Origin of the sequence: Variovorax sp. V15, from assembly GCF_041154425.1 — a bacterium.
Taxonomy (GTDB): Bacteria; Pseudomonadota; Gammaproteobacteria; order Burkholderiales; family Burkholderiaceae_C; genus Variovorax; species Variovorax guangxiensis.
The window spans coordinates 5804612-5830487 of sequence record NZ_AP028659.1; the positions used below are offsets into that span (position 1 = coordinate 5804612).

Annotated in this window: 19 protein-coding genes; 16 read left to right on the top strand and 3 right to left on the bottom strand. The window is 66.2% G+C overall.

Going from position 1 to position 25876, the window contains the following annotated elements; translation table 11 throughout:
- Window positions 1–131 precede the first annotated feature (131 nt).
- The 12 genes from ACAM57_RS27620 to ACAM57_RS27675 all read left to right on the top strand — a co-directional run bounded on the left by ACAM57_RS27620 (window position 132) and on the right by ACAM57_RS27675 (window position 14780).
- Window positions 132–2270, top strand: a complete 2139-nt coding sequence (locus ACAM57_RS27620; RefSeq protein WP_369659657.1) for a 3-hydroxyacyl-CoA dehydrogenase NAD-binding domain-containing protein — start codon at window positions 132–134, stop codon at window positions 2268–2270.
- Between the two features lie 42 nt (window positions 2271–2312).
- The gene (locus ACAM57_RS27625) at window positions 2313–3503 is read left to right on the top strand and encodes an acetyl-CoA C-acyltransferase (RefSeq protein ID WP_369659658.1); all 1191 of its coding nucleotides are present in this window, start codon (window positions 2313–2315) and stop codon (window positions 3501–3503) included.
- 13 nt (window positions 3504–3516) lie between these two features.
- Window positions 3517–4725 (top strand): acyl-CoA dehydrogenase family protein, encoded by a 1209-nt coding sequence (locus ACAM57_RS27630; protein ID WP_369659659.1) that lies wholly within the window; start codon window positions 3517–3519, stop codon window positions 4723–4725.
- 11 nt (window positions 4726–4736) lie between these two features.
- Window positions 4737–5891 carry an acyl-CoA dehydrogenase family protein gene (locus tag ACAM57_RS27635; protein WP_369659660.1) on the top strand — a complete coding sequence of 385 codons (1155 nt, stop codon included), beginning with the start codon at window positions 4737–4739 and terminating at the stop codon, window positions 5889–5891.
- Window positions 5888–6703 carry an oxepin-CoA hydrolase, alternative type gene (locus ACAM57_RS27640; protein WP_369659661.1) on the top strand — a complete coding sequence of 272 codons (816 nt, stop codon included), beginning with the start codon at window positions 5888–5890 and terminating at the stop codon, window positions 6701–6703. Before ACAM57_RS27635 ends, ACAM57_RS27640 begins: the two co-directional genes overlap by 4 nt.
- A 72-nt stretch (window positions 6704–6775) precedes the next feature.
- Window positions 6776–7987 carry a CaiB/BaiF CoA transferase family protein gene (locus tag ACAM57_RS27645; RefSeq protein WP_369659662.1) on the top strand — a complete coding sequence of 404 codons (1212 nt, stop codon included), beginning with the start codon at window positions 6776–6778 and terminating at the stop codon, window positions 7985–7987.
- A 45-nt stretch (window positions 7988–8032) separates the two neighbouring features.
- Window positions 8033–9019, top strand: coding sequence for a Bug family tripartite tricarboxylate transporter substrate binding protein (locus ACAM57_RS27650; protein ID WP_369659663.1), 987 nt, complete (start codon window positions 8033–8035; stop codon window positions 9017–9019).
- 43 nt (window positions 9020–9062) lie between these two features.
- Window positions 9063–11015 (top strand): acyl-CoA synthetase, encoded by a 1953-nt coding sequence (locus ACAM57_RS27655; protein ID WP_369659664.1) that lies wholly within the window; start codon window positions 9063–9065, stop codon window positions 11013–11015.
- A 32-nt stretch (window positions 11016–11047) separates the two neighbouring features.
- On the top strand, window positions 11048–12049 hold the full coding sequence (locus ACAM57_RS27660; protein ID WP_369659665.1) for a Bug family tripartite tricarboxylate transporter substrate binding protein: 1002 nt from the start codon (window positions 11048–11050) through the stop codon (window positions 12047–12049).
- Between the two features lie 62 nt (window positions 12050–12111).
- Window positions 12112–12861, top strand: a complete 750-nt coding sequence (locus ACAM57_RS27665) for an electron transfer flavoprotein subunit beta/FixA family protein (protein ID WP_369659666.1) — start codon at window positions 12112–12114, stop codon at window positions 12859–12861.
- Window positions 12862–12863: 2 nt separating this feature from the next.
- The gene (locus ACAM57_RS27670; RefSeq protein WP_369659667.1) at window positions 12864–13796 is read left to right on the top strand and encodes an electron transfer flavoprotein subunit alpha/FixB family protein; all 933 of its coding nucleotides are present in this window, start codon (window positions 12864–12866) and stop codon (window positions 13794–13796) included.
- Window positions 13797–13808: 12 nt separating this feature from the next.
- Entirely contained in the window at window positions 13809–14780 is a 972-nt protein-coding gene (locus ACAM57_RS27675; RefSeq protein WP_369659668.1) for an NAD(P)H-dependent flavin oxidoreductase, read from the top strand.
- Between the two features lie 990 nt (window positions 14781–15770).
- Here the strand turns inward: ACAM57_RS27675 and ACAM57_RS27680 are convergent.
- Together ACAM57_RS27680 and ACAM57_RS27685 are read right to left on the bottom strand one after the other, a co-directional pair.
- Window positions 15771–17687: a UvrD-helicase domain-containing protein gene (locus ACAM57_RS27680; RefSeq protein WP_369659669.1), complete on the bottom strand. Its 1917-nt coding sequence runs from the start codon at window positions 17685–17687 to the stop codon at window positions 15771–15773.
- Complete coding sequence (locus ACAM57_RS27685; RefSeq protein ID WP_369659670.1) at window positions 17684–20050, bottom strand: AAA family ATPase; 2367 nt, start codon at window positions 20048–20050, stop codon at window positions 17684–17686. Before ACAM57_RS27685 ends, ACAM57_RS27680 begins: the two co-directional genes overlap by 4 nt.
- A 671-nt stretch (window positions 20051–20721) precedes the next feature.
- Here ACAM57_RS27685 and ACAM57_RS27690 point away from each other — a divergent pair.
- The 3 genes from ACAM57_RS27690 (at window position 20722) to ACAM57_RS27700 (ending at window position 23803) form a co-directional block, all read left to right on the top strand.
- Window positions 20722–21312, top strand: a complete 591-nt coding sequence (locus ACAM57_RS27690) for a TRAP transporter small permease (protein ID WP_369659671.1) — start codon at window positions 20722–20724, stop codon at window positions 21310–21312.
- The gene (locus ACAM57_RS27695) at window positions 21309–22607 is read left to right on the top strand and encodes a TRAP transporter large permease (protein WP_126021517.1); all 1299 of its coding nucleotides are present in this window, start codon (window positions 21309–21311) and stop codon (window positions 22605–22607) included. Before ACAM57_RS27690 ends, ACAM57_RS27695 begins: the two co-directional genes overlap by 4 nt.
- Before the next feature lie 158 nt (window positions 22608–22765).
- Window positions 22766–23803 (top strand): DctP family TRAP transporter solute-binding subunit, encoded by a 1038-nt coding sequence (locus ACAM57_RS27700; protein WP_126021518.1) that lies wholly within the window; start codon window positions 22766–22768, stop codon window positions 23801–23803.
- A gap of 31 nt (window positions 23804–23834) precedes the next feature.
- Here the strand turns inward: ACAM57_RS27700 and ACAM57_RS27705 are convergent, their stop codons facing one another.
- A complete protein-coding gene (locus ACAM57_RS27705) occupies window positions 23835–24800 on the bottom strand; it encodes a GlxA family transcriptional regulator (protein WP_369659672.1) in 966 nt (321 codons plus the stop codon).
- A 118-nt stretch (window positions 24801–24918) separates the two neighbouring features.
- Between ACAM57_RS27705 and ACAM57_RS27710 the strand changes: the two genes are divergently transcribed.
- On the top strand, window positions 24919–25755 hold the full coding sequence (locus tag ACAM57_RS27710; RefSeq protein ID WP_369659673.1) for a dienelactone hydrolase family protein: 837 nt from the start codon (window positions 24919–24921) through the stop codon (window positions 25753–25755).
- Window positions 25756–25876 lie beyond the last annotated feature (121 nt).

Here is a 25876-nt window from a genome sequence, read left to right on the forward strand (position 1 = left end):
GTGTCAAAAATGCTTTGACAGTCTGTCAACCGGCTATGCAATTGTCAAAGCGCCAGCTCAGGCCAAGAATGCCGGGTTCACCCCAGAGCCTCGGACCCACCTGGTCCGCAACGCGAGAGACAAGCAAGCACATGGCCACCGACAGCACCCCCAGCCCCTCCACGTCCACCGGTCCCGTCACCTTCGAGCGTCAAGGCGACGTGTTCGTGGTGACCATCGACAACCCGCCCGTCAACGCCCTGGGCGTGGACGTGCGCCGCGGCCTCGTGGCCGCCATCGACGCGGCCGAGGCCGACGGCGGGGCCAAGGCGGTGCTGATCGTCGGCGCGGGCCGCAACTTCATCGCGGGTGCCGACATCCGCGAGTTCGGCAAGACGCCGCAGCCGCCCTCGCTGCCCGAGGCCTGCCTGAAGATCGAGAACTGCACGAAGCCGGTGGTCGCCGCGATCCACGGCGCCGCGCTCGGCGGCGGGCTGGAAGTGGCGCTGTCGGCGCACTACCGCATCGCCTCGCCCACCGCGAAGCTGGGCCTGCCCGAAGTGGCGCTGGGCCTGCTGCCCGGCTCGGGCGGCACGCAACGCGCGCCGCGCCTCATCGGCGTGAAGCCCGCCATCGAACTCATGCTCAGCGGCCGCCACGCGGGCGCGAAGGAAGCGCTGTCGCTCGGCCTCGTCGACCGCCTCGCCACCGAAGCCGACGCGCGCGCCGAAGGCCTCGCCTACGCGAATGAACTGATCGCCGCCAACGCCCCCGTGCGCCGCACCCGCGACGCCGGCGCGCTGGCCGACAAGGAAGCCGCCCGCGCCGCCCTCGAAGCCGCGCGCGCCGACACCGCCAAGAAGAGCCGCGGCCTGTTCTCGCCGATGAAGATCGTCGAAGCCGTCGAGGCCGCGCTCACGCTGCCCTTCGACGAAGGCATGGCGCTGGAGCGCAAGCTGTTCCTGCAGTGCATCGACAGCCCGCAGCGCGCCGGCCTGATCCACGCCTTCTTCGCCGAACGCGAAGTGCTGAAGGCGCCCGAGACCAAGTCGGCCAGCCCGCGCGCGCTGGCGTCGGCCGGCATCGTCGGCGGCGGCACCATGGGCGCAGGCATCGCGGTGGCGATGCTCGACGCGGGCATGCCCGTGACCATGATCGAGCGCGACGACACGCAGCTCGCGCGCGGCCGCGCCAATGTCGAGAAGGTGTACGACGGCCTCATCGCCAAGGGCCGCATGACGCCCGAGGCCAAGGGCAACGTCATGGCGCGCTTCTCGGGCTCCACCAGCTACGACGCGCTCGCCAACGTCGACATCGTGGTGGAAGCCGTGTTCGAGGACATGGCCGTGAAGAAGGCGGTGTTCGCCGAACTCGACCGCGTGTGCAAGCGCGGCGCGGTGCTGGCCACCAACACCTCGTACCTCGACATCGACGAGATCGCCGCCAGCATCTCGCGCCCGCAGGACGTGGTGGGCCTGCACTTCTTCTCGCCCGCCAACATCATGAAGCTGCTGGAGATCGTGGTGCCCGCCAAGGTGAGCGCCGACGTGGTCGCCACCGGCTTCGAGCTCGCCAAGAAGCTCAAGAAGGTGCCGGTGCGCGCCGGCGTGTGCGACGGCTTCATCGGCAACCGCATCCTGGCCGTGTACCGCCAGGCCGCCGACCACATGATGGAAGACGGCGCATCGCCCTACCAGATCGACGAGGCGGTGCGCAACTTCGGCTACCCGATGGGCCCCTTCCAGGTGTCGGACCTCGCGGGCGGCGACATCGGCTGGGCCACGCGCAAGCGCAAGGCCGCCACGCGCGACCCGAAGGCGCGCTACGTGCAGATCGCCGACCGCATCTGCGAGCGCGGCTGGTTCGGCCAGAAGACGCAGCGCGGCTACTACCTCTACCCCGAGGGCGCCCGCACCGGCCAGCCCGACCCCGAGGTGCTGGCCATCATCGACGCCGAGCGCGAGCGCGCCGGCATCAAGCCGTGCGCCTTCACCGAGGAAGAAATCATGCGCCGCTACATGGCCGCGATGATCAACGAGGGCGCCAACGTCGTGCTGCAGCGCATCGCGCTGCGCCCGCTCGACGTGGACGTGACCTTCCTCTACGGCTACGGCTTCCCGCGCCACCGCGGCGGCCCGATGAAGTACGCCGACACCGTGGGCCTGCCCAAGGTGCTGGCCGACATCCAGGAGTTCGCGAAGGAAGACCCGGTCTTCTGGAAGCCCTCGCCGCTGCTGGTGCAGCTGGTGGAGCGCGGCGCCGACTTCGCAAGCCTCAACCAATCCGAGTAATCACAGGCACAGACAGAGCCAGCCGTCCAAGGAGACACCCCCATGCGTGAAGCCGTCATCGTTTCCACCGCCCGCACCCCGCTGACCAAGGCGCACCGCGGCGAATTCAACATCACCCCCGGCCCCACGCTGGCGGCCTTCGCCGTGAAGGCGGCGGTGGAGCGCTCGGGCCTCGACCCCGCGCTGATCGAGGACGCCATCCTCGGCTGCGGCTACCCCGAAGGCACCACCGGCCGCAACATCGCGCGCCAGGCCATCATCCGCGCGGGCCTGCCGATCTCCATCGCCGGCACCACCGTCAACCGCTTCTGCGCCTCGGGCCTGCAGGCCATCGCCATGGCCGCGGGCCGCATCGTGGTGGACGGCGCGCCGGCCATGATCGCGGGCGGCGTCGAAAGCATCTCGCAGATCCGCACCCGCAGCGCCACCGATGCCGGCGACAGCGGCATGGACCCATGGATCGTCGAGCACAAGCCCGAGCTGTACATGGCGATGATCGAGACCGCCGACATCGTCGCCAAGCGCTACAACATCAGCCGCGAGGCGCAGGACCGCTTCTCGGCCGAGAGCCAGCGCCGCACCGAAGAAGCGCAGATCGCCGGCCGCTACAAGGACGAGATCGTCGCCTGCACCACCACCATGGCCGTCACCGACAAGGAGACGAAGGAAGTCAGCTACCGCGAAGTGACCGCGACGGAAGACAACTGCAACCGCCGCGGCACCACCTACGAGGCGCTCGCCAAGCTCAAGCCCGTGATGGGCGAGGACAAGTTCATCACCGCCGGCAACGCCTCGCAGCTGTCGGACGGCGCATCGGCCTGCGTGCTGATGGAAGCCAAGGATGCCGAGCGCGCCAACATCAAGCCGCTGGGCGCCTTCCGCGGCCTCGCGGTGGCCGGCTGCGAGCCCGACGAGATGGGCATCGGCCCGGTGTTCGCGGTGCCCAAGCTGCTCGCGCGCCATGGCCTCAAGGTGCAGGACATCGGCCTGTGGGAGCTCAACGAAGCCTTCGCCTCGCAGTCGATCTACTGCCAGGACAAGCTGGGCATTCCCTCGGAACTGCTCAACGTGAACGGCGGCGCGATCTCCATTGGCCACCCCTTCGGCATGACCGGCGCGCGCCTCGCGGGCCACGTGCTCATCGAAGGCAAGCGCCGCGGCGCGAAGTACGCCGTAGTCACGATGTGCATCGCCGGCGGCATGGGCGCGGCCGGTCTCTTTGAAATCTACTGAAGAGGAGCCAGCGATGGACCTGAACTTCACCCCCGAAGAAGAAGCCTTCCGCAGCGAGGTGCGCGCCTTCCTGGCCGCGAAGCTGCCGGTGCGGCTGTCCGAGAAAGTGCGCAGCGGCAAGATCCTCGAGAAGGCCGACATGCAGGAATGGCACGCCATCCTCAACGAGCGCGGCTGGCTCGCCAACCACTGGCCCGAGCAGTACGGCGGCCCGGGATGGACGGCGGTGGAGAAGTTCATCTTCGAGAACGAATGCGCGCTGGCCTTCGCGCCGCGCATCGTGCCCTTCGGCGTGAACATGCTCGGCCCGGTGCTCATCAAGTACGGCAACGAGGCGCAGAAGAAGCACTGGCTGCCACGCATCCTCAATGGCGCCGACTGGTGGTGCCAGGGCTATTCGGAACCCGGCGCGGGCTCCGACCTCGCTGCAGTGAAGACCTCGGCCGTGCGCGGCATCGACGCGCAGGGCGACCACTTCATCGTGAACGGCCAGAAGACCTGGACCACGCTGGGCCAGCACGCCAACATGATCTTCTGCCTGGTGCGCACCAACCGCGAGGCGAAGAAGCAGGAAGGCATCAGCTTCCTGCTGATCGACATGACCTCGCCCGGCGTGGAAGTGCGCCCCATCATCACGCTCGACGGCGAGCACGAGGTCAACGAGGTGTTCTTCTCCGACGTGCGCGTGCCCGCCGAGAACCTCGTGGGCGAGGAGAACAAGGGCTGGACCTGCGCCAAGTACCTGCTGACCTACGAGCGCACCAACATCGCGGGCGTGGGCTTCTCGGTGGCCGCGCTCGAACAGTTGAAGGGCATCGCCGCCACGCAGACCAAGAACGGCAAGCCGCTGGCGGAAGACCCTGCCTTCGCCGCGCGCATGGCACGGGTGGAGATCGACCTGGAAAACATGAAGACCACCAACCTGCGCGTGATCGCAGCGGTGGCTGGCGGCGGCGTGCCCGGCGCTGAAAGCTCGATGCTGAAGATCCGCGGCACCGAGATCCGCCAGGAAATCTCGTCGCTCGCACGCCGCGCGATGGGCGTCTACGGCCGCCCCTTCATCGCCGAGGCGCTGAAGGACGGCTACACCGGCGAGACCTTCGGGCCACCTTACGCATCGGCCGCGGCCTCGCGCTACTTCAACAACCGCAAGCTGTCCATCTTCGGCGGCTCGAACGAAATCCAGAAGAACATCATCAGCAAGATGATCCTGGGCCTGTAAGGAGACATGCAATGAACTTCGAACACACCGAAGACCGGCGCATGCTCGCCGACAGCCTGAACCGCTTCATCAGCGAGCAGTACGCCTTCGACGCGTGCGACCGCATCGCGAAGTCGGAGCACGGCTTCAGCAAGGAAATCTTCCAGCAGTTCGCCGAACTGGGCGTGATCGGCGCGCTCTTCAGCGAAGCCGATGGCGGCTTCGGCGGTGGCGGCTTCGACATCGCCGTGGTCTTCGAGGCACTGGGCCGGGGCCTGGTGGTCGAGCCGCTGCTGGGCGCGGTGATGGTCGGCGAGGCGATCAGCGCCGCCGGCAGCGACACGCAGAAGGAAAAGCTCGGCGAGATCATCAACGGCGCAGTCGTCGCGGCCTTCGCGCACGACGAAGCCGACACGCACTACGAACGCACGCGCGTGCAGACCAAGGCCGAGCGCGCTGGCGACGGCTGGGTGCTGCACGGCGCCAAGGCCGTGGTGCCGCAGGGCGAGCAGGCGGACCTGTTCCTGGTCTCGGCCCGCACCTCGGGCAACGTGGACGACGAAGCGGGCATCTCGCTCTTCCTCGTGCCCGCGAAGACGGCCGGCCTCACGGTGCGCGGCTGCCCCGCCATCGACGGCGGCCGGGTCGCCGAACTCTCCTTCGACGGCGTGAAGCTGGGCGCCGACGCGCTGCTGGGCGCCGAAGGCCAGGGCCATGCCACGCTGGAACGCGCCATCGGCCGCGGCGTGCTCGCGCTGTGCGCAGAAGCGCTGGGTGCGATGGAAGCCGCCAAGACCGCCACGCTAGAGTACCTGCGCACGCGCAAGCAGTTCGGCACGCTGATCGGCAGCTTCCAGGCGCTGCAGCACCGCATGGCCGACCTGCTGCTGGAGATCGAACAGGCCCGCTCCGCCGTCATCAATGCGGCAGCAGCCATCGACACCGGCGACCGCCTGACGCGCGAGCGCGCGCTGTCGGCTGCCAAGTTCAGCATCGGCCGCATCGGCGCGCTGGTGGCGCAAGAGAGCATCCAGATGCACGGCGGCATCGGCATGACCTGGGAGCTGCCGCTGCCCCACTACGCCAAGCGCCTGGTGATGATCGACCACCAGCTCGGCGACGAAGACCATCACCTGCAGCGCTACATCGCCCTGGGCAAGGAATCCGGCAAGGAGGTCGCAGCATGAGCGACAACAAGACGGTGCTGATCTCGCAGGAGGGTGCGGTGCGCATCCTCACCAACAGCAACCCCGCCTCGCGCAACGCGATCACGCCGACGCTGTACGCCGAGCTGTCGGCCGCGCTGGCCGACGCGCAGAACGACCCCGAGGTGGGCGCCATCGTCTTCACCGGCGCGGGCGACTTCTTCTGCTCCGGCGGCGACCTCAACCTGCTGGCCAAGCGGCGCGAGCTGCCGGCGTCGGAGCGCCGCCAGATCCTCGAAGGCCTCAACAACCTGATCCGCGCGCTGCGCGACTGCAGCAAGCCGGTGATCGCAGCCGTCGAGGGCGGTGCCGCGGGCGCGGGCCTGTCGATGGCGCTGGCCTGCGACATGCTGGTGTCGGCGCGCGACGCCTTCTTCACCGTCGCCTACGTCAAGGTCGGCCTCACGCCCGACGGCGGCGCCACGGCCTTCCTCTCGGAGTTCGTCTCGCGCCAGGTGCTCACCGAGATGTGCCTCACCGGCGACCGCATGCCGGCTGAGCGCCTGCACGCCCTGGGCGCGGTCAACCGCCTCACCGACAAGGGCGCCGCGCTGGCTGAGGCCATCGCGCTCGCGGCCAAGGTGGCGAACGGGCCCGAGCGCGCCAGCGCCCGCATCAAGTCGCTGTGCCGTCAGGCGCACCGCGTCACGCTGGAACAGCAGCTCGACGCCGAGGCCGTGTTCATGGTCGAGTCGCAGGCGGATGCCGAGGCGGCCGAAGGCATCGGCGCCTTCCTGGGCAAGCGCAAGGCCGACTTCGCCGCGCTGCGCCGCCAGAAGCCGGGCGCGTCCTGACGCGGGCTGCGAACTCCGCCTTCCTGCCTCGCACGCGGTGCGGGGCTTTCTCGTTTCCAGGGAGTTGAACTCATGCCTCTGCCGAATTCCTCGTCGCTGCCGCTTGCCGGCGTGCGCGTTCTCGATCTGTCCCGCATCCTCGCGGGCCCCTGGTGCGGCATGGTGCTGGCCGACATGGGCGCCGAAGTCATCAAGGTGGAGCACCCGGGCCGCGGCGACGACACGCGCGACTGGGGCCTGCGCGTAGGCAAGACCGAGACCGCCTACTTCAACAGCGTGAACCGCAACAAGCGCTCCGTCACGCTCGACCTGCAGACGCCCGAGGGCCAGCAGCTCGCGCGCGATCTCGCGAAGCAGTGCGACGTGGTGATCCAGAACTTCAAGTTCGGCGGCATCGACAAGCTGGGCCTGGGCTACGAGCAGCTCAGCAAGGAGAACCCGCGCCTCGTCTACTGCTCGATCTCGGGCTACGACCGCACCGGCCCCGAGGCCGCACGCCCCGGCTACGACCTCGTGGTGCAGGGCGAGGCCGGCCTGATGGCGCTGAACGGCGAGGCGAACCAGCCGCCGCTGAAGTTCGGCGTGGCCGCCGTCGACCTGTTCACCGGCATGTACTCGGCGCAGGCCATTCTTGCCGCGCTCTACCAGCGCGAGAAGACCGGCAAGGGCCGGCACGTGGAGATCGCGCTCTTCGACTGCGGCCTGATGATCACCGCCTACTACGGCCTCGAAGCGCTGCTCATGGGCGAAGACCCGCCGCGCTACGGCAACTCGCATCCGTCGATCGTGCCGTACGGCGTGTTCGACGCAGCAGACGGGCCGCTGGTCATCACCGTGGGCAACAACGCGCAGTTCGCGCGCTTCTGCACCGAGGTGATCGAGCGGCCCGACCTTGCGGCCGACGAGCGCTTCAAGACCAACATCCTGCGCTCGGCCAACCGCGCGGTACTGCTGCCCGAGCTGCATGCCGAGCTGGCGAAGCGCCAGCGCGCCGACTTGCTCGCGAAGCTCACCGCCGCCGGCATTCCCTGCGGCGAGGTGCTGGGCCTGCTCGAAGCGCTGAACTCCAAGCGCGCCACCGAAGCCGGCCTCGTGACCACGCAGCCGCATCCGGTGGCCGGCACGGTCAACGTGCTCGCGCCGCCCTACCGCTTCGACGGCGAGCGCCTGCCGGTGCGCAGCGCGCCGCCCACGCTGGGCGAAGGCACGCACGACGTGCTGCAGTCGCTGCTGGGGCTGTCGGACGAGAAGCTGGCCGCACTGAAGGCCGGCGGCGTCGTCTGAACACACGCATGAATGAACGAACCGAATCCTGAAGAAATGAAATCCATGGCCTCCCCCGCTTTCCGTCCCCTGCGCCGCGCGCTCCTCGCACTCGCCCTGCCCCTCGTCTCCGGCGCAGCCTTCGCCCAGGCTTGGCCCGCCAAGCCGATCACGCTGATCGTGCCCTTCCCGCCCGGCGGCCCCACCGACGTGGCCTCGCGCATCGTGGCGCAGAAGATGTCGGCCTCGCTCGGCCAGAGCATCGTCATCGACAACCGCAGCGGCGCCTCGGGCACCGTGGGCGCGGCCACCGCGGCGCGCGCGCCGGCCGACGGCTACACCTTCGTGACGCTGGCCACGCCCACGCTTCTGGCCTCGCACCTCTACGGCCCCACCGGCTACGACATCTTCAAGAACTTCACGCCCGTGGGCAGCATTTACGACCTGCCGATCGTGCTGGTGGTCAATCCGAAGTCGCTGCCCGACGTGACCGGCGTGCAGGGCCTGATCGCCAAGGCCAAGGCCGAGGGTGGCAAGCTCAACTACACCAGCGCGGGCGCCGGCAGCTTCGGCCACCTGACGACCGAGCAGCTCAAGACCATCGGCAAGTTCGACATGCAGCACGTGCCCTACCGCGGCAGCGCGCCGGCCGTGACCGACCTCATCGGCGGCCAGGTGCCCGCGATGTTCTCTGACCTCGTGGGCGTGCTGCCGCACGTCAAGGCCGGCAAGCTGCGCGCCATCGCGGTCGGCTCGGGCCAGCGCGTGAGCCTGTTGCCCGACGTGAAGACGGTGGCCGAGCAGGGCTTCCCCGGCTTCGACGCCACCTCGTGGGGCGGCCTGCTGGCACCGGCCGGCACGCCCAAGGACATCGTCGAGCGCATGAGCGCCGAGCTGAAGAAGGCACTGGCCGACAAGGAAGTGCAGGAGAAGCTGCAGAGCGTCGGCACCTTCGCGGCCTACCGCACGCCGGAGCAGACGGGCGTGCGCATGCGCGAGGATTTCGAGCGCTGGGGCAAGGTCATTCGCGACAACCACATCACGAACCAGTAGAACAACCGGGCCGGCAGGGCGACGACATCAAGGAGACAAAGACATGACGCAGAAGTACGAGAACAACTACAGCACCCCGGTCGGCGCGCCATTTCGCCCCGCCCTTCCCGTTCGCAGCCTCGCCGACATCCGCAAGCTCGAGGAAACGCCGCTGGAGCAGGCGCTCACGGTGCGCAGCACCTACGAGATCTTCCGCAACGCGGGCCATGCCTTCGGCGAGAAGACCGCGCTGACCTTCCTGCGCACCGGCAACCCGGCCGACGAGCCGATCCGCTGGTCGTATGCCGAACTGCTCGCGCGCATCCACCAGACCGCGAACATGCTGCACACGCTGGGCGTGGGTCCGGACCACGCCGTGGCCGTGCTGCTGCCGGGCTGCCTGGAGTACCACCTGGCGCTGTGGGGCGGCGAGGCCGCCGGCATCGTGCAGCCGCTGAATCCGCTGCTCACCGACGAGAAGCTGGTCGCGCTGATGACCGCCGGCCGCGCCAAGGTGCTGATCGCCTACGGCTCGGATGCCGAATCGGGCATGTGGTCGAAGGCGATGCGCCTGCGCGGCCAGGTGCCCACGCTCACCACCGTGCTGCGCGTGGCGCCGCACGACGAGGCGCCGGGAGCCGCCGGAACACTGCCCGAGGGCGTGGCCGAGTTCGACCTGCTGCGCACCGCGCAACCCGACGACCGCCTCGTGAGCGGCCGCGACATCGCGCCTTCGGACATCGCCGCCTACTTCCACACCGGCGGCACCACCGGCGCACCCAAGCTTGCGCGCCACAGCCACGGCGCGCAGGTGTTCACCGCATGGGCCAGCGTGCAGGTCGCGGGCATGAACGAGAACGGCATCTCCATCAACGGCTATCCGCTCTTCCACGTGGCGGGGGTGCTGCCGGCCTCGCTCTCGTCGCTGTCGGCGGGCGTGGAGGTGATCATTCCCACGCCCTCGCTGCTGCGCAACAAGGAGGTGCTGGCCAACTACTGGAAGCTGGTGGCGAAGTACCGCCCGACCTCGCTGTCGGCCGTGCCCACCGTGCTCGCGGCGCTGGCGAATGTGCCGCTGGACGGCGCGGACATCTCCTCCATCACCTACTGCCGCACCGGCGCCGCCGTGCTCGCGCCCGAGCTGGCCGCGCGCTTCGAGCGCCTGTTCGGCCTGCACGTGCACGAGAGCCTGGGCATGACGGAGATGGCCGGCATCTCGACCATCACGCCGCCCGGCGTGAACGGGCCCGCGGGCTGCGTGGGCTTTCGGCTGCCGTACATGCAGATGCGCGTGGTGGCGCTCGACGAGAACGGCAACGCGACCGACCGCGAGATGCCGCGCGGCCAGCAGGGCATGGTGCTCTTCAAGTCGCCCAACGTGTTCTCGGGCTTCGTGGACCCGGCCGACAACGCCAAGGCCTTCACCGCCGACGGCTGGCTCGCCACCGGCGACCTGGGCTGGATCGACGACGAGGAGCGGCTCAACCTCACCGGCCGCTCGAAGGACCTCATCATCCGCAGCGGCCACAACATCGACCCCAAGACGATTGAAGACGCGCTGGGCGCCCACCCCGCCGTGCAGCTGTGCGCCGCAGTGGGCGCGCCCGATGCCTACGCGGGCGAGCTGCCCGTGATCTTCGCGACGCTGGTGCCCGGCGCCTCGGCGACCGAAGAAGAGCTGCTGGCCTTCACCTCCGCGCGCGTGGACGAGGCCCCGGCGCGGCCCAAGTGGGTGTCGGTGATCGCGACCATGCCGATGACCAACGTCGGGAAGATCTACAAGCCCGAGCTGCGCGCGATGGCCGCGCTGCAGGTGGTGAACGCCGCCGTCGCCGAAGCCTGCGCCGAGCTGGGCGTGCCCGAGGCCGCACGGCCCGTGGTGAAGACCGAGGGCGAGAGCCTCGTGCGCGTGCAGATCGACGGCGCCGCGGCGGGCGCGCTGGCCGCGCCACTGCAGGAGCGGCTGCACAAGGCGTTGGAGCCCCTGCCCTTCAAGACGCGCATCGCAACGCAGTGATCTTTTTCAGAAACGATAGACAGAGACAAGCCATGACGACCTTCCACTTTCCGAACCGCCGCGCCCTGCTGTGCGCCGCCGCTTCCGCCGCCACGCTGTGCGCGCTGCCCGCCGCGCAGGCACAGGCCCCCTACCCCAGCAAGCCCATCCGCATGGTCGTGCCCTTCGCAGCGGGCGGCGCCACCGACGTGCTCGCGCGCGTGATCGGCCAGAAGATGTCGGCCGGCATGGGCCAGCCCGTAATCATCGACAACAAGCCCGGCGCGGCGGGCATCATCGGCACCGACGCGGTCGCCAAGTCTGCGCCAGACGGCTACACCATCGTGCTGGGCCTGAGCAATTCGCTCATGACCAACGAGTTCCTCTACGAGAAGCTGCCCTACGACACCGCGCGCGACCTCACGCTGGTCTACCAGATCGCCGCGGCGCCGCTGGTGCTGGTGGTGCACCCGAGCGTGTCGGCCAAGACCGGGCCGGAGCTTCTGAAGTACGTCGTCGCCAACAAGGGCAAGGTGGCCTACGGCTCCTACGGCATCGGCGCGTACCCGCATCTGGCCGGCGCGCACATGAGCCTGGCCACGCAGTCGGACATGAGCCACGTCGCCTACAAGGGCGAGGCGCCGATGATGCAGGACCTGATCGGTGGCCAGATCCAGATGGCCTACGCCAGCGCGCTGGTGGCCAAGCCGCACATCGATTCCGGCAAAGTCCGCGCCATCGGCGTGAGCGGCGAGCGCCGCATGAGCACCCTGCCCAACGTGCCCACGCTGGCCGAGCAGGGCCTGAAGGACGAGGCCTACCGCGTGACCGGCTGGCTCGCCATCGCCGCGCCCGCCAAGACGCCCAAGCCCATCGTCGACCGCATCGCCGACGAAGTGCGCAAGGCCACGCAGCAGCCCGACGTGCGCGAGCGCATCGCGGCCATGGGCTTCGAGATCAAGGAGAGCTCGCCCGAGCTCTTCGCCACCGCATGGAAGGCAGAGCGCCCGGTGTGGGAGCGCCTGATCAAGCAGTCGGGCGCCAAGCTCGAGTAAGCCCTGCGCTCATCCATTCATTTCTTCTTCTCTTCTCTTCTTCGTCATTCAAAGGAACAGCCATGAAGGTTCTGGTGCCCGTCAAACGGGTCGTCGATTACAACGTGAAGGTGCGCGTGAAGAGCGACGGCACCGGAGTGGATATTGCCAACGTCAAGATGAGCATGAACCCCTTCGACGAGATCGCCGTTGAAGAAGCCGTGCGGCTGAAGGAAAAGGGCGTGGTCACCGAAGTCATCGCCGTCTCCTGCGGCGACGCCAAGAGCCAGGAGACCCTGCGCACTGCCATGGCCATCGGCGCCGACCGCGGCATCCTGGTGGAAACCGCTGAAGAACTGCAGCCCCTGGCCGTGGCCAAGCTGCTGAAGGCGCTGGTCGACAAGGAACAGCCCCAACTGATCATCCTCGGCAAGCAGGCCATCGACGACGACGCCAACCAGACGGGCCAGATGCTGGCTGCACTGGCCGATCTTCCCCAGGCTACTTTCGCCTCGAAGGTCGAGGTCGCAGGTGACAAGGCTACCGTGACCCGCGAAGTCGACGGCGGCCTGGAGACCGTGGCGCTCACGCTGCCTGCGGTCATCACCACCGACCTGCGCCTGAACGAGCCGCGCTACGTGACGCTGCCGAACATCATGAAGGCCAAGAAGAAACAGCTCGACACGGTCAAGCCCGAAGAACTGGGCGTGGACGTGAAGCCGCGCCTGAAGACCCTGAAGGTCGCCGAGCCGCCGAAGCGTGGCGCTGGCATCAAGGTGCCTGATGTTGCAACGCTGGTGGACAAACTGAAGAACGAAGCGAAGGTGATCTGAACATGACCGCACTTGTTATTGCCGAACACGACCACGCCAGCATCAAGCCGGCCACCCTCAACACCGTGACCGCAGCACTGGCCTGCGGCGGCGACGTCCACGTGCTCGTGGCCGGCGCCAATGCAGCCGAAGCGGCCAAGGCAGCGGCACAGATCGCAGGCGTTTCGAAGGTCATCGCGGCCGACAGCCCGAGCCTTGCTGAAAACCTCGCCGAGAACGTCGCAGCCCAAGTGCTGGCCATTGCCGGCAGCTACAGCCACATCCTCTTCCCCTCGACCGCCAACGGCAAGAACGTCGCGCCGCGCGTGGCCGCCAAGCTCGACGTGGCCCAGATCAGCGACATCACCGCCGTGGTGAGCGCCGACACCTTCGAGCGTCCGATCTATGCGGGCAACGCCATTGCCACCGTGCAGAGCAGTGACGCGACCAAGGTGATCACCGTTCGCACGACCGGCTTCGACGCCGCAGCAGCTACCGGTGGCAGCGCAGCCGTCGAATCGGCAGCAGGCGTGGCCGACAGCGGCAAGAGCAGCTTCGTGGGCCGTGAAGTCACGAAGAGCGAGCGCCCTGAACTGACGGCGGCCAAGATCATCGTCTCCGGCGGCCGTGCCCTGGGCAGCGCAGAGAAGTTCACCGAGGTGATGGCACCCCTGGCCGACAAGCTCAACGCCGGCTTGGGCGCCAGCCGCGCAGCCGTCGACGCGGGCTACGCCCCGAACGACTGGCAGGTGGGCCAGACGGGCAAGATCGTCGCGCCGCAGCTGTACATCGCAGCGGGCATCTCGGGCGCGATCCAGCATCTGGCCGGCATGAAGGACTCCAAGGTGATCGTGGCGATCAACAAGGACGAAGAGGCACCGATCTTCTCGGTGGCCGACTACGGCCTGGTGGCCGACCTGTTCACGGCCGTGCCGGAACTGGTGAAGGCCGTGTAAGAGGCCGCGACGATGAAGACCCGCATCACCGAACTGCTGGGCATCCGTTACCCGATCATCCAGGGCGGCATGCAATGGGTGGGCCGCGCCGAGCTGGCGTCGGCCGTGTCGAACGCCGGGGGCCTCGGCATCGTCACCGCGCTCACGCAGCCCACGCCCGACGACCTGCGCCGCGAGATCGAGCGCACGCGCACGATGACCGACAAGCCCTTCGGCGTGAACCTCACGATCCTGCCCGCCGTGAAGCCGCCGCCCTATGCGGAGTACGTGCAGGCCATCATCGACAGCGGCGTGAAGATCGTCGAGACCGCGGGCAACAGCCCGAAGGACTTCATCGCGGCGCTGAAGCAGCACGACGTGAAGATCATCCACAAGTGCACCTCGGTGCGCCATGCGCTCTCGGCCGAGCGCAACGGCGTCGATGCGGTGTCGGTGGACGGCTTCGAGTGCGCGGGCCATCCGGGCGAGGACGACGTGCCCGGCCTGGTGCTGCTGCCGGTGGCGGCGCGCAAGCTGCGCATTCCGATCATCGCGTCGGGCGGCATCGCCGACGGGCGCGGCATGGCGGCAGCGCTGGCACTGGGCGCCGAGGGCATCAACATGGGCACGCGCTTCTGCGTGACCAAGGAAGCGCCGATCCACGACAACATCAAGCAGGCGCTGGTGCAGGCGACCGAGCGCGACACCAAGCTGATGTTCCGCACCCTGCACAACACGGCGCGCGTGTTCCGCAACGCCATTTCCGAAGAAGTGGTGGCCACCGAGAACCGGCCGGGCGGCTGCGAGTTCGAGGACGTGCGCCCGCTGGTGGCCGGCGCGCGCGGACGTGCGGCGCTGGAGTCTGGCGAGGTGCACGGCGGCGTGGTCTCGGCCGGGCAGTGCATCGGGCTGATCGACGACATTCCGACTTGCGCGGAACTGCTGGAACGCATGGTGCGCGAGTGCCGCGAGCATCTGGACCGGGCTCGGGGCTGGATGGACTGAAGCCCTCCGCTCATTCGCATCCGGGGGTGCTCAGGCCGACGGGGTACCTTGCTCCGCGAATGTCCCCCGGCCTTCGGCCTCCTCCTTATTTCACTGCGCAAGGCACCCCATCGGCCTGAGCGTTTAGCGCCGCTTTTGCCGTTGTTGACTGGCACAGCGGGGCCTCATGGGGTCTTCGCACGGCGCGTTGCGGAAGTTGCATTAGTTGGCAGTCTGCGCGACTTCGTGCTGTGGCAGCGGCTTCTTTGCCGGCTTCTTCTCTAGAGTGAATGCCCCTGTCACTCGATGCCCCGCCAAGGGGAGCAGAAAGGCCCGCACACCAATCCACCACCCAGATGTTTGAAGGCTGCTTGCCTCGCGGCAGGTTGTCGGTGCGAAAGCGCCGATGCGGATGCGAGGTATCAAAAGGCGACGGCCAGGGTGCTCGTAACACCCCGGCCGTCTAACCAAGTTCGTGCACTACCCTCTAAAGGACAGCACAAAAATGGCTACCAAGACTATAGCCCGGCCAACTACGCCGGTAGCTTCCGCAGAAACCGCCCAACAAGACCCGGCGGATCTTCTTGAAAACACCCTTACTCAACTCGAAGCTCTACTGTGGGTTTGCCACGGGGAAGAGATCGATTGGTGCAGCGGGGATGGGCCTCGGCAATTGAACAATCTGCTTTGGCTTGCGGCGGAGATGGCTCGCAAGGCCGGAGAGTTGTTTCAGATGAGTGAGAAGGCGCGGCGTAGAGAGCCTGAGGCTGGCGGGTAGGGGCTGGGCTGCGGGCTGCGTGTTTCGCGGCCCGCCTGGCGAGCGCGCTCTTTGGGGTACAACGGCTGAAGCCTCCGTGATGGAGAGGATTAGGTTCAGTCGTCAAGGTCACATGAGTCAACCACGCTCGGGCGTACCGCTCTGCCTATCTGCACTGAGATTCACGCCGCCGACTTGGGCGTAGTAGAAGAACTGACCGAGCGCTAAATCAATTGTGCGACGGCTGCGTCGATCTAGTTGATCAGCTCAACCTCATCTTGTTCGAACCATCCGTACTGAAGGATGGCGTTGCGAGCCAGCCCCGGATCCGGCGAGTAATAGACGATAGCCAAGCTCTTCTCCGCTCGGCTGCAGGTCACGTAGAACAAGCGGCGGGTACGGTCCGAACTGGTCTCTCGACCAGTGGCCTCGTTTTCATGATCCGTTTTTGACTTTTCCTTGGCACCGAAGAACTTGTCATATGCGAAAAGAAAGCCTCGCGCCTCATCATCGTTGATCACAACCAACACGCGAGGGAACTCCAGACCCTTGACACCCTGGTGCGTCCCGAACTGCGACTGCCCTCGCACGTACAAGTCGTATCGCTCGATCTGGCTGAGTGGGGCTTCAAGCGCTTTGCTCCATGCGCTCAACTCAGGGCTAGTGTCTTCAGCTTCTTGGTCTTCGGTGTCATCCGCCTGATCGCTCTGCCCTGCGTTGCCCTGAGCCATCGCTTCCGCGTCACCAGGAACGAACGGAGCCAGCGTGTCCGGAATGGCAAACAGACCCGTTTGTGCAACAAGCTCGAGCACCGTCTGAGCGTTGACCTCTGGCTGTTCTGTGATCAGCGCGAGAAGCCCATCGCATGCCGCCTTGGCCTTGCCGAGCTGCGCAAGCTGATTCGATCCAGCCTCTTGAAGCGCTGCGCGATCTAGAAGCGGCGATGAAGCCTTGATGATCGCCGTAGCTCCAAAGCGATCGTTGGCGCGAAGTGCCTTGACTAATGGCAACACGTCCCGAATGAAGAATCCAAGACCAGCGCCAGTGCCTTGGAGCAGACTCGTCCTTAGATTGTCGATACCCCAAAGCGGTTCGAAGAACTGCACGAACCCGAATCGCCGCGCAGACATCAGATGCTCAAGAGCAAGCGTCTTCACCGTGTCAGAACTCTGCCAGGCCGGATCACCGGCAATCGTGGCCATCCGCTGGCGCACGGTCGTCTCGACGGTGAAGGGATCAACGCCCCCCTGGGCCGCGATGAAGACTCGAACCACCCCTTTCTCAGCATCGCTTCGGGGTACTTGTTCCTCGCCATCTACATCGTGACGGATGCTATTAATGACCTCGATGACGCGAGATGGGCACCGGTGGTTCATCCGCTTTCGAGGCGTAGCCCACCTAGCCGGGATTGCCTTGTCCAACCGGTCTTTTCCGTCGGTGTAGATACGTTGCATCATGTCGCCGAACAGTCCCAGGCTGAAGCGACCATAGAACTCTTCCTCCAGATGCAAAAAGGCATCCATGAGCGCCTTGTTCGTGTCTTGGCTTTCGTCGATGAGCAAGACTGGACACCGACTGACCAACATACGCCGCAGCCCCGGTTTGTTTGTCAGGAAGGCCGCCGTCATGCCGATGACCTCCGAATGATTTAACGAGTCACGCGTGCGGTTGTCGCTGGTCGGGCTGTAAATGAACTTCACGATGGAGTCCAAACGCGCTAGGCGGCGACGTTTGCTCTCCATGGATCGAAGCCTTTCGACGCTCGCTTTTGTATTGGGGCGCCCCTTCTTGTGCTGTTCCTCGAGCTCAGCAATCTCCTCTTCAAGGTTCTTGGCGACCCACTGGCGGATATCTGCGTTGAAGCCCTCGATAAGCGACCATGAGAAGGCGTGGATCGTCATGACCTCGACCCGAGGATCGAACTCGAGACGTTGCTTGATTTCGTCGCAGGCTGCGTTGGTATAGGTGATGACGCCAATCTTTTTGCCGGTCAAAGTCAACTGCCGGCCGTGCTCGCCATCAATCGTCTTCCGGACGGCGTTGACTAACGATCGAGTCTTTCCCGAGCCAGCACCTGCATACAGGAAAAAGCTTCTAGGCTTAGCCAAATTGAGACACTCGATGATCGTTGCGTCGGCCTCAGCATCGAATTTATCGTCAACGGTCGTCATGGCACGCCCCCCGCCCCCGCCCCTGCGACTGCAGCCACGGCTACTGAAACGGCCGCGGCTGGCGCTATCACGGTCGTGGCCGGCACTGTCGTCAAGATTTCCACCTGCTTCTTCTTCATTTGTTCCAGCAGCCATTCGAGACCCTCTGCGATGTACCGCGGCACCTTCAGATCGTTGAAGTTGTCCGCCATCAAGACATCGAGCGCGAACTCCGCCTTCTTGCCGTCTTTGAGCGCGGCGTACATGCTGGCACCAACCGCGGTCGCACCGCCACCCGTAGCTATGGCATTCCGAAACTTGGCGTTCAATCCTGGTCCTGCAAACGCCGCAAAAAAATCCAGGTTTTCGAACACGAGCGCGTCCTCAAACGTGTAGGGATAGGCGATCTCCTTTGCGGTAGCGCCCGGCATCGTGACCTCAACGGGAGTCTGGTACGCCGCGCGCACGGCGAATAGTGTGTCGCCAACATCCGTTAACGTTTTGACTGCAGGCGTCGCGCCCATGAGGTCGTCTACATCGTCCAGGACTGGCACCCAGCCTTTGAGTGTGGCGTTGTTGGTTTTCTGGCCCGCACCCAAAGCGGGTTGAACCGACGAGCCACCGGTCCCGGTCAGGCTATCTAGGTCGGTGACGATCAGCGTCAACAGGCCAAGATGATCGATTAACGGGCGCAGACGATGGGCATGGCTACCGCCAATCTCCAGCAAGGTGACATAGCTCTGATGCAGCAACTTAAAGCGAGCTCGAATGAAGTTGGGTATGAGCATGCGCTCAGCCGGCCCCTCGACGAGGATCGCTGCGTCGGCGAAGAATAGGTCGGCGTGCTGCGCGCGCAAGTAGCGGGTGACGAAGCGTTCGGTCTCCGTACCCTCCCCGAAAACCTGCGACAGGTTGACCACGGTTGATACCGGCACCTTGGCCACCATGCCGGCCGGCAACCTCCGGAAATACCGCAGACTCGCGAAGGGCGTCTCGTGCGCAACGTGACTCGAGTGCGTGCTGACGATCAACTGCGTGCGCAATGCATCGTTTTCTCCCAGCTCTGGGCGCCTGCGCAGCACCTCGTACGCCTTCTTAATAAAAACCTGCTGCACCTGCGCATGCAAGTGCGCTTCGGGCTCCTCCACAAGCACCAGATGAAGCGGTTCAATGCTCGCGGCCTCTACACCCTTGGACGCTTTGCCGACACGCATCCAAGCATCGCGGAAGCTCATCAGCCGAAAGATCATCGAGATGAGGTTCTGATAGCCCAGTCCGTTGCTCCCCTCCGGTAACAACAAGAGGGGTGTGACCGCGCCCGCATCCGAAACCACATCGACCTCGAAATTGACCGCCGCGCTGTGGTTCAGCCCATCGATCGCACGCAAGCGCGTGGATACGCGCGGCCGCGGGTCGCTAATCCCCGGGTAACCGAGGCTGGCTACTTCGTTGAAGCATTCACTGAAGCTCTCCGCAAGTTTCAAGTCGAATGCATCCTCGGCCGCCTCCATAGCCTGAAGAGCCTCAAGGTCCATGGGATCCGGTCCCTTGGAGGGATCCAGATGCTTGGCGTAGTAGCTTCTGAGCTGTTCCGATAGCCGCGTTCCCCCGGCGGAGGTCTGTAATTCATCGTCTTCGACGCTAGTCGGGATCTCACCAAATCCGCGCTGAGCGGGAATGTCATGCACCTTGATGAGGCCGCTGAGAGGATCACCGTCGATTGGCTGTGCCGATGCAGGGAGCACCTGTGGCAAGGCTCGTAGCTTCTCAGGGGATGCCAGCAGCGCTGGATCCAGCGGATACGCCCGAATCGCGAACATCGAACTTAGCCGCCTCGTTAGGAAATCGACCAGGGTTTCCGGCCATACGGTCAGCTTGGTGGCCGCGCCCTTTGCAGCTGCCGCCGCCGCAGCTTCTGCTCGCATGGCGTTGGCTTCGATAACACTGATGATGAACTCTTTAAAGAGTGCATCGACGTCTTTCGGCTCGTAGCGCAGCCGGACTCCAAGCAGTCCGCCAGTCCACTCCATGAATGGGACCAAATCTCGGACCCGGTGTACCTCATCTTCCTTGACCTGCAGCCATAGATCCAGAGCGGGAAGCGCGTGCACCCAAGGGTCCAGGGAGAGGTCTGCGACGGCACCCGCTTGGTGCGTCTGCACCCATGCTTCGCCAATGTCTACTAGCGCCCGCAAGTGACACAACGTGAAGTCGTGTATCTCAAACGGGCAACGGCGTGGTGTCAGGAAGCGCCGCAGAGCCAACATGGCTGAAGTCTTGCCGCTGTTGTTCGCGCCGACAAACAGCGTCGTCTTCGGCGACAGGTCCACACGCGCGGACAATAGCTTCCTGAAATTCGCGATCTCGACGAACTCGATGTGCATTTCTCCACCCCCAGTTGCGTTTACTTTTTGCAACGATAACCGAAGCATGAGACTACGGATAGCCGGGGCAAGGGCTCAGAGCCGGGCTGAGCGCTTCATGGTGTGTTGAATCTCTGCGCGGGCTGTTGCGACCGCCAACAACGCGCTCTTTGAAGATCTCCCGTTGAACTCACTCTCGGACACGGGGTGTAAGGTGGCCTTTAGTGAACTACCGTTGACGGTCTGAGGCGAACATCGAACGCAGGCATATCAAAGTCGACCACGACCGACACCAGCCATTCGAACTTCTGCTTATCCAGCCCCCGTCTCTCACGAAAGCTCAGCGGTACGCCCCCCGCACACCCATCTGCAATCCGCCACAGCGGCCGAGCCACCAACCTCACAGCCGCACTCATCGTGCACAGGCGCCGGGTACTCCCCTCCGCGAAATAAAGGAGGAGGCCGAAGGCCGGGGGACATTCGCGGAGGGGAGTACCCGGCGCCCTGTGCACACGCCCCGGAAGCAGCTCCAAGAGCCAGCCGCAGGCCCACCGGCTAAGGAAACCCCCGATACATGAATGGTCATGGACCCCCTAGCATCGGTAACAGTTTCCCTGTCGAGGTGTACGGAACGCGTCCCGGCGTCCGCCCGGTGACATGGCGTTCGTGCGTGCCTCACTGACCATCCTGCGATGACAACTCCAACCGAGTCCGGCCCCACGCTGGACGCCGCCAGCCCCATTCTCCCCGACATCGAAGCCGCAGACGAACCGACCAAGGTTCCCCTTGCCATCGAGGACTGGCTCACGGTCATCATCATGGGCGCGCTGGCGCTCATCACCTTTGCCAACGTCATCGTTCGCTACTTCACCGATTCTTCCTTCGCCTGGACGGAAGAGTTCTCGGTGTTCCTGATGATCATGCTGGCGCTGGTGGCCGGCTCGGCCGCCGTGGCGCGCGACCGGCATATCCGCATCGAGTACTTCTCCGAAAGCGGCTCGATGGCGCGGCGCAAGCGGCTCGCGCAGTTCGGCGCGCTGATGATCGCGGTGCTCTTCACGCTCATCGGCGCGCTGAGCATCCGCATGGTGTGGGACGACTACCGCTTCGAAGAGACGACGCCCGGCATCGGCCTGCCCGCCTGGTGGTATTCGATGTGGCTGCCCATCGTGTCTTTCGCCATCGCGCTGCGGGCCATAGGCCTCATGATCCGGCGTGGACGCGAGACGGCGCACGGCGACGCTGACGACGACAACAACAACAGCAAGGGCGACGCATCGTGATCGCCACCCTGCTCTTCGTCGCCTTCGTCGTGATGATGCTGGTGGGCGTGCCCATCGGCGCCGCGCTGGGCCTGGCGGGCGCCGCCTGCATCGCGCTGGCCAACAGCGACGCCCAGTGGTTCGGCCTGCTGGCCGTGCCGCAGAACTTCTATGCGGGCCTGGGCAAATATCCGCTGCTGGCCATTCCGATGTTCGTTCTGGTCGGCTCCATCTTCGACCGCTCGGGCGTGGCGCTGCGCCTCGTGAACTTTGCGATTGCCATCGTGGGGCGCGGCCCGGGCATGCTGCCGCTGGTGGCGATTGCGGTGGCGATGTTCCTCGGCGGCATCTCGGGCTCGGGCCCGGCCAATGCGGCAGCGGTGGGCGCGGTGATGATCGCGGCCATGTCGCGCGCGGGCTACCCCGCGCCCTACTCGGCCAGCGTGGTGGGTGCTGCGGCGGCCACCGACATCCTGATTCCGCCTTCGGTCGCCTTCATCGTCTACTCGGTGCTGGTGCCCGGCGCCTCGGTGCCGGCGCTGTTCGCGGCGGGCATGGTGCCCGGCGTGATGGCGGGCCTGGCGCTGATGATTCCGGCCGTGTGGCTCGCCCGCAAGCACAAGATGGGCGCGCTCGAGGCCACGCTGCCGCGCCCGCCCTTCTGGAAGAGCTTTCGCGAAGCGACCTGGGGGCTGGCCGCGCCGGTGCTCATCTTGGGCGGCATGCGCGCGGGCTGGTTCACGCCCACCGAAGCGGCTGTGGTGGCGGTGTTCTACGGCCTCTTCGTGGGCATGTGCATCCACCGGACGATCAAGGTGCGCGACCTGTTCGTCATCTTGCGCGAGTCGGGCGAGCTCTCGGCGGTGATCTTGCTGGTGGTGTCGCTGGCGGGCATCTTCGCGTACTCGCTCTCGACGCTGGGCGTGATCGATCCGGTGACGCGCGCCATCGTGAACTCGGGGCTGGGCGAGTACGGCATCCTGGCGCTGCTGATATTGCTGCTCATCACCGTGGGCATGTTCCTCGACGGCGTGTCGATCTTCCTGATCTTCGTGCCGCTGCTGCTGCCCATCGTGCAGTACTACAAGTGGGACCCGGTGTGGTTCGGCGTGATCCTCACGCTGAAGGTGGCGCTGGGCCAGTTCACGCCGCCGCTGGCGGTCAACCTCATGGTGTCGTGCCGCATCGCGAAGGTGCGCATGGAAGAAACCGTGCGCTGGGTGGGCTGGATGCTGTTCTCGATGTTCGTGGTGATGGTGCTGGTCATCGTCTTCCCCGAACTCGCTTTGTGGCTGCCGCGCAAGCTGGGGTATTGAAATGCGGGCAGCCGAACGCAGAAGTCGCAAAAGTTTCGCGAAGGTCGCAGAAGGAAGACCAAAATTTTTCAGAACTTCTGCGACTTCTGCGAGACCTTTGCGACTTCTGCGTTCGGCTGTTCCGCTGTCCGTTTTTTGACAACGAGGAGATAGATCAGATGAAATTCCGCCGCACCCTGCTCGGCCTCGCAGCCGCAGCCACCGCCCTCGGCATGTTCTCGTCCGGCGCCATGGCGCAGGCCGCCTACAAGCCCGAGTACAAGATGTCGCTGGTGCTGGGCCCGCCCACGCCGTGGGGCCAGGCCGGCAAGATCTGGGCCGACCTGGTGAAGGAGCGCACGCAGGGGCGCATCAACATCAAGCTGTACCCGGGCGTGTCGCTCATCCAGGGCGACCAGACGCGCGAGTTCAGCGCGCTGCGCCAGGGCGTGATCGACATGGCCGTGGGCTCGACCATCAACTGGTCGCCGCAGGTCAAGCAGCTCAACCTGTTCTCCATGCCCTTCCTGATGCCCGACTACGCGGCCATCGACGCGCTCACGCAGGGCGAAGTCGGCAAGGAGATGTTCAAGACGCTCGACAAGGCCGGTGTGGTGCCGCTGGCCTGGGGCGAGAACGGCTTCCGCGAGATCACCAACTCGAAGAAGCCGATCAAGTCGCCGGCCGACATCAAGGGCATGAAGATCCGCGTGGTGGGCTCGCCCATCTACTCCGACATGTTCACCGCGCTGGGCGCCAACCCCACGCAGATGAGCTGGGCCGACGCGCAGCCCGCGCTGGCCAGCGGCGCGGTCGACGGCCAGGAGAACCCGCTCTTCCTGTTCACGGTGCTCAAGATGCAGACGGTGGGCCAGAAGTTCGTGACCACCTGGGGCTATGTGGCCGACCCGCTGGTGTTCGTGGTCAACAAGGAAATCTGGGCCTCGTGGACGCCGGCCGACCAGGCCATCGTGCGCCAGGCCGCCATCGACGCGGGCAAGGAAGAGATCGCCATCGCGCGCAAGGGCCTGGTGGAGGCCGACAAGCCCGTGCTGAAAGACATCGCCGGCATGGGCGTGACCGTGACCAGCCTCACGCCCGCCGAGCGCGCCGAGTTCGTGAAGGCGACGCGGCCGGTGTACGACAAGTGGAAGTCGACCATCGGCGCGGACCTGGTGGCGAAGGCCGAGCAGGCCATCGCTGCGCGCAAGAAGTAATCCGGGGAGCAGCGATAGCCGCCGCGCCTGCTCAGGCGCGGTAGCGGCTGGGGTTCGCTCCGGCCACCTTCTTCATCAGGCGCCGCAGTGCCGTGGCGTCCTGATAGCCCACCGCGCCCGCCACCTGCTCGACCGTCATGCGGCTGGATTCGAGCAGCGCGCGGGCGCGCTGCAGCCTCACGCTCTGCACCAGCGCCTGGGTGCTCTTGCCGGTGGCCTTGTGGATGTGGCGCGAGAGCGTGCGCTCCGACATGCAGAACTCGCGCGCCAGTTCGCTCACCGCAGGCGCCTCGGGCAATGCCGATTCGACGCGCGCCGCAAGCCGCGCCACCAGGTCGTTGCCGCTGGCCAGCACCTCCGCCGCGATGAACGGCGCCTGCGCCTGGCGGCCGTCGATCAGCAGCATGCGCGAGACCAGATCGGTGAGCGCGCTGCCGCAGCGCTCGCGCAGCAGGTGCAGCATCAGGTCGGTCTGCGCGAAGGCGGCGCCTGCGGTGACCACGGGGCCGTCGGAGCAGACCATGCGGTCGGCATCGACGGTGCAGCCGGGCGCCATGCGTGCGAGCAGCGGGGCGTACCACCATGAGACGGTTGCGCGCCGGCCCTGAAGCAGGCCTGCGGCATTGAGCAGGAACACGGCCGAGCACGAGGCCGCGACCTGGCCGCCCGACTTGGCGTGGCGCGCGAGGGCGGCGATGGCCTTGGCGGCTTCGTCGCTTTCGAGGCAACGGCGGATCTCGCCCGGTGTGTTGAGGCCGAGCCCCGGCACCACCCAGGTGGAGCGATCGTCGCGCGGGCGCACGGGCAGGCGCGTGGTGTCGAGGCTCATGCCGGCGCGCAGTTGTACTGGGCCGCCATGCACCGAGCACAGCCGCCAGCGAGGCGGCGCGACGCCTGCGCGCGGGGCCATCGCTTCGGCCGCGCCGAGGATGTCCATCGTGGCCGCAACGCTGGAGTTGAAGGCGCCTGGAAGCACCAGCACGGTGAAGTCATGCATCTGGAGGTTGGCCGATAAAGCCTCAAAGGAGTCGAATTGGACACTGCCATTCTGGTGAAGCCGAACGTCCAATACAAGCTTCGCGGCTTTCGCAAGACCTGAACGGCAAAGGAACTCCATGTCACAGCAACGCCCCCTGACCGAAGACGACCCGCTCGACGACTTCACCGCGCGCCAGATCACGCTCGACGGCGTCGAGAAGAAGGTCTACGTCATGGGCCAGGGCCCGGCCGTGATCGTGATGACCGAGATGCCCGGCATCAGCCCTCACGTGGCGCGCTTCGCGCGGTGGGTGCGCGATGCGGGGTTCAGCGTCTACATGCCGTCGCTCTTCGGCCGCGACGGCGCCGTGCCCGGTGCGGAAGAAGGCATCGCGGTGTTCAAGCGCGCCTGCGTGAGCGCCGAGTTCCGCGCCTTCGCGGCCAACGAGTCGAGCCCGGTCACGCAGTGGCTGCGCGCGCTAGCGCGGCTCGCGCACGCCGAGTGCGGCGGGCCCGGTGTCGGCGCGATCGGCATGTGCTTCACCGGCAACTTCGCGCTCTCGATGATGCTGGAGCCCGCGATGCTCGCGCCGGTGATGTGCCAGCCCTCGCTGCCGATGGACAACCCCGGCGCGATGAATGTGGCGCCCGAGGAGCTAGTTGCAGTGCGCGCACGGCTGGAGCGCGAAGACCTGACCGTGATGGCCTACCGCTTCGAGGGCGACAGGCACTGCAGGGCGCAGCGCTTTGCGGCCTTCTCTCAAGCGCTGGGCGAACGCTTCGTCGCGCGCGTGCTGCCCGACAGCGCGGCCAACACCCGGACGCCGCCCTTCTTCGCACAGGTGGTGGCGAGCCCGCACAGCGTGGTGACGGCGCACTTGATCGACGAGGCCGGGCAGCCGACGCTGGCTGCGCGCGACGAGATACTGGCTTTCTTCGCGCGGCGGCTGCGGCCTGGTTCGAACAAGGGCTGAACAAGCGGCGTTTTCGCAACAGGCGGTGCGCGGCTTCGGGCCGCCGCGGATGAAACCTCTGCGCGTGCTTTGCGCACTTTCCGATTCGGTTGCGCGCGGGCTCTAAAGCCTTGGTCTACGC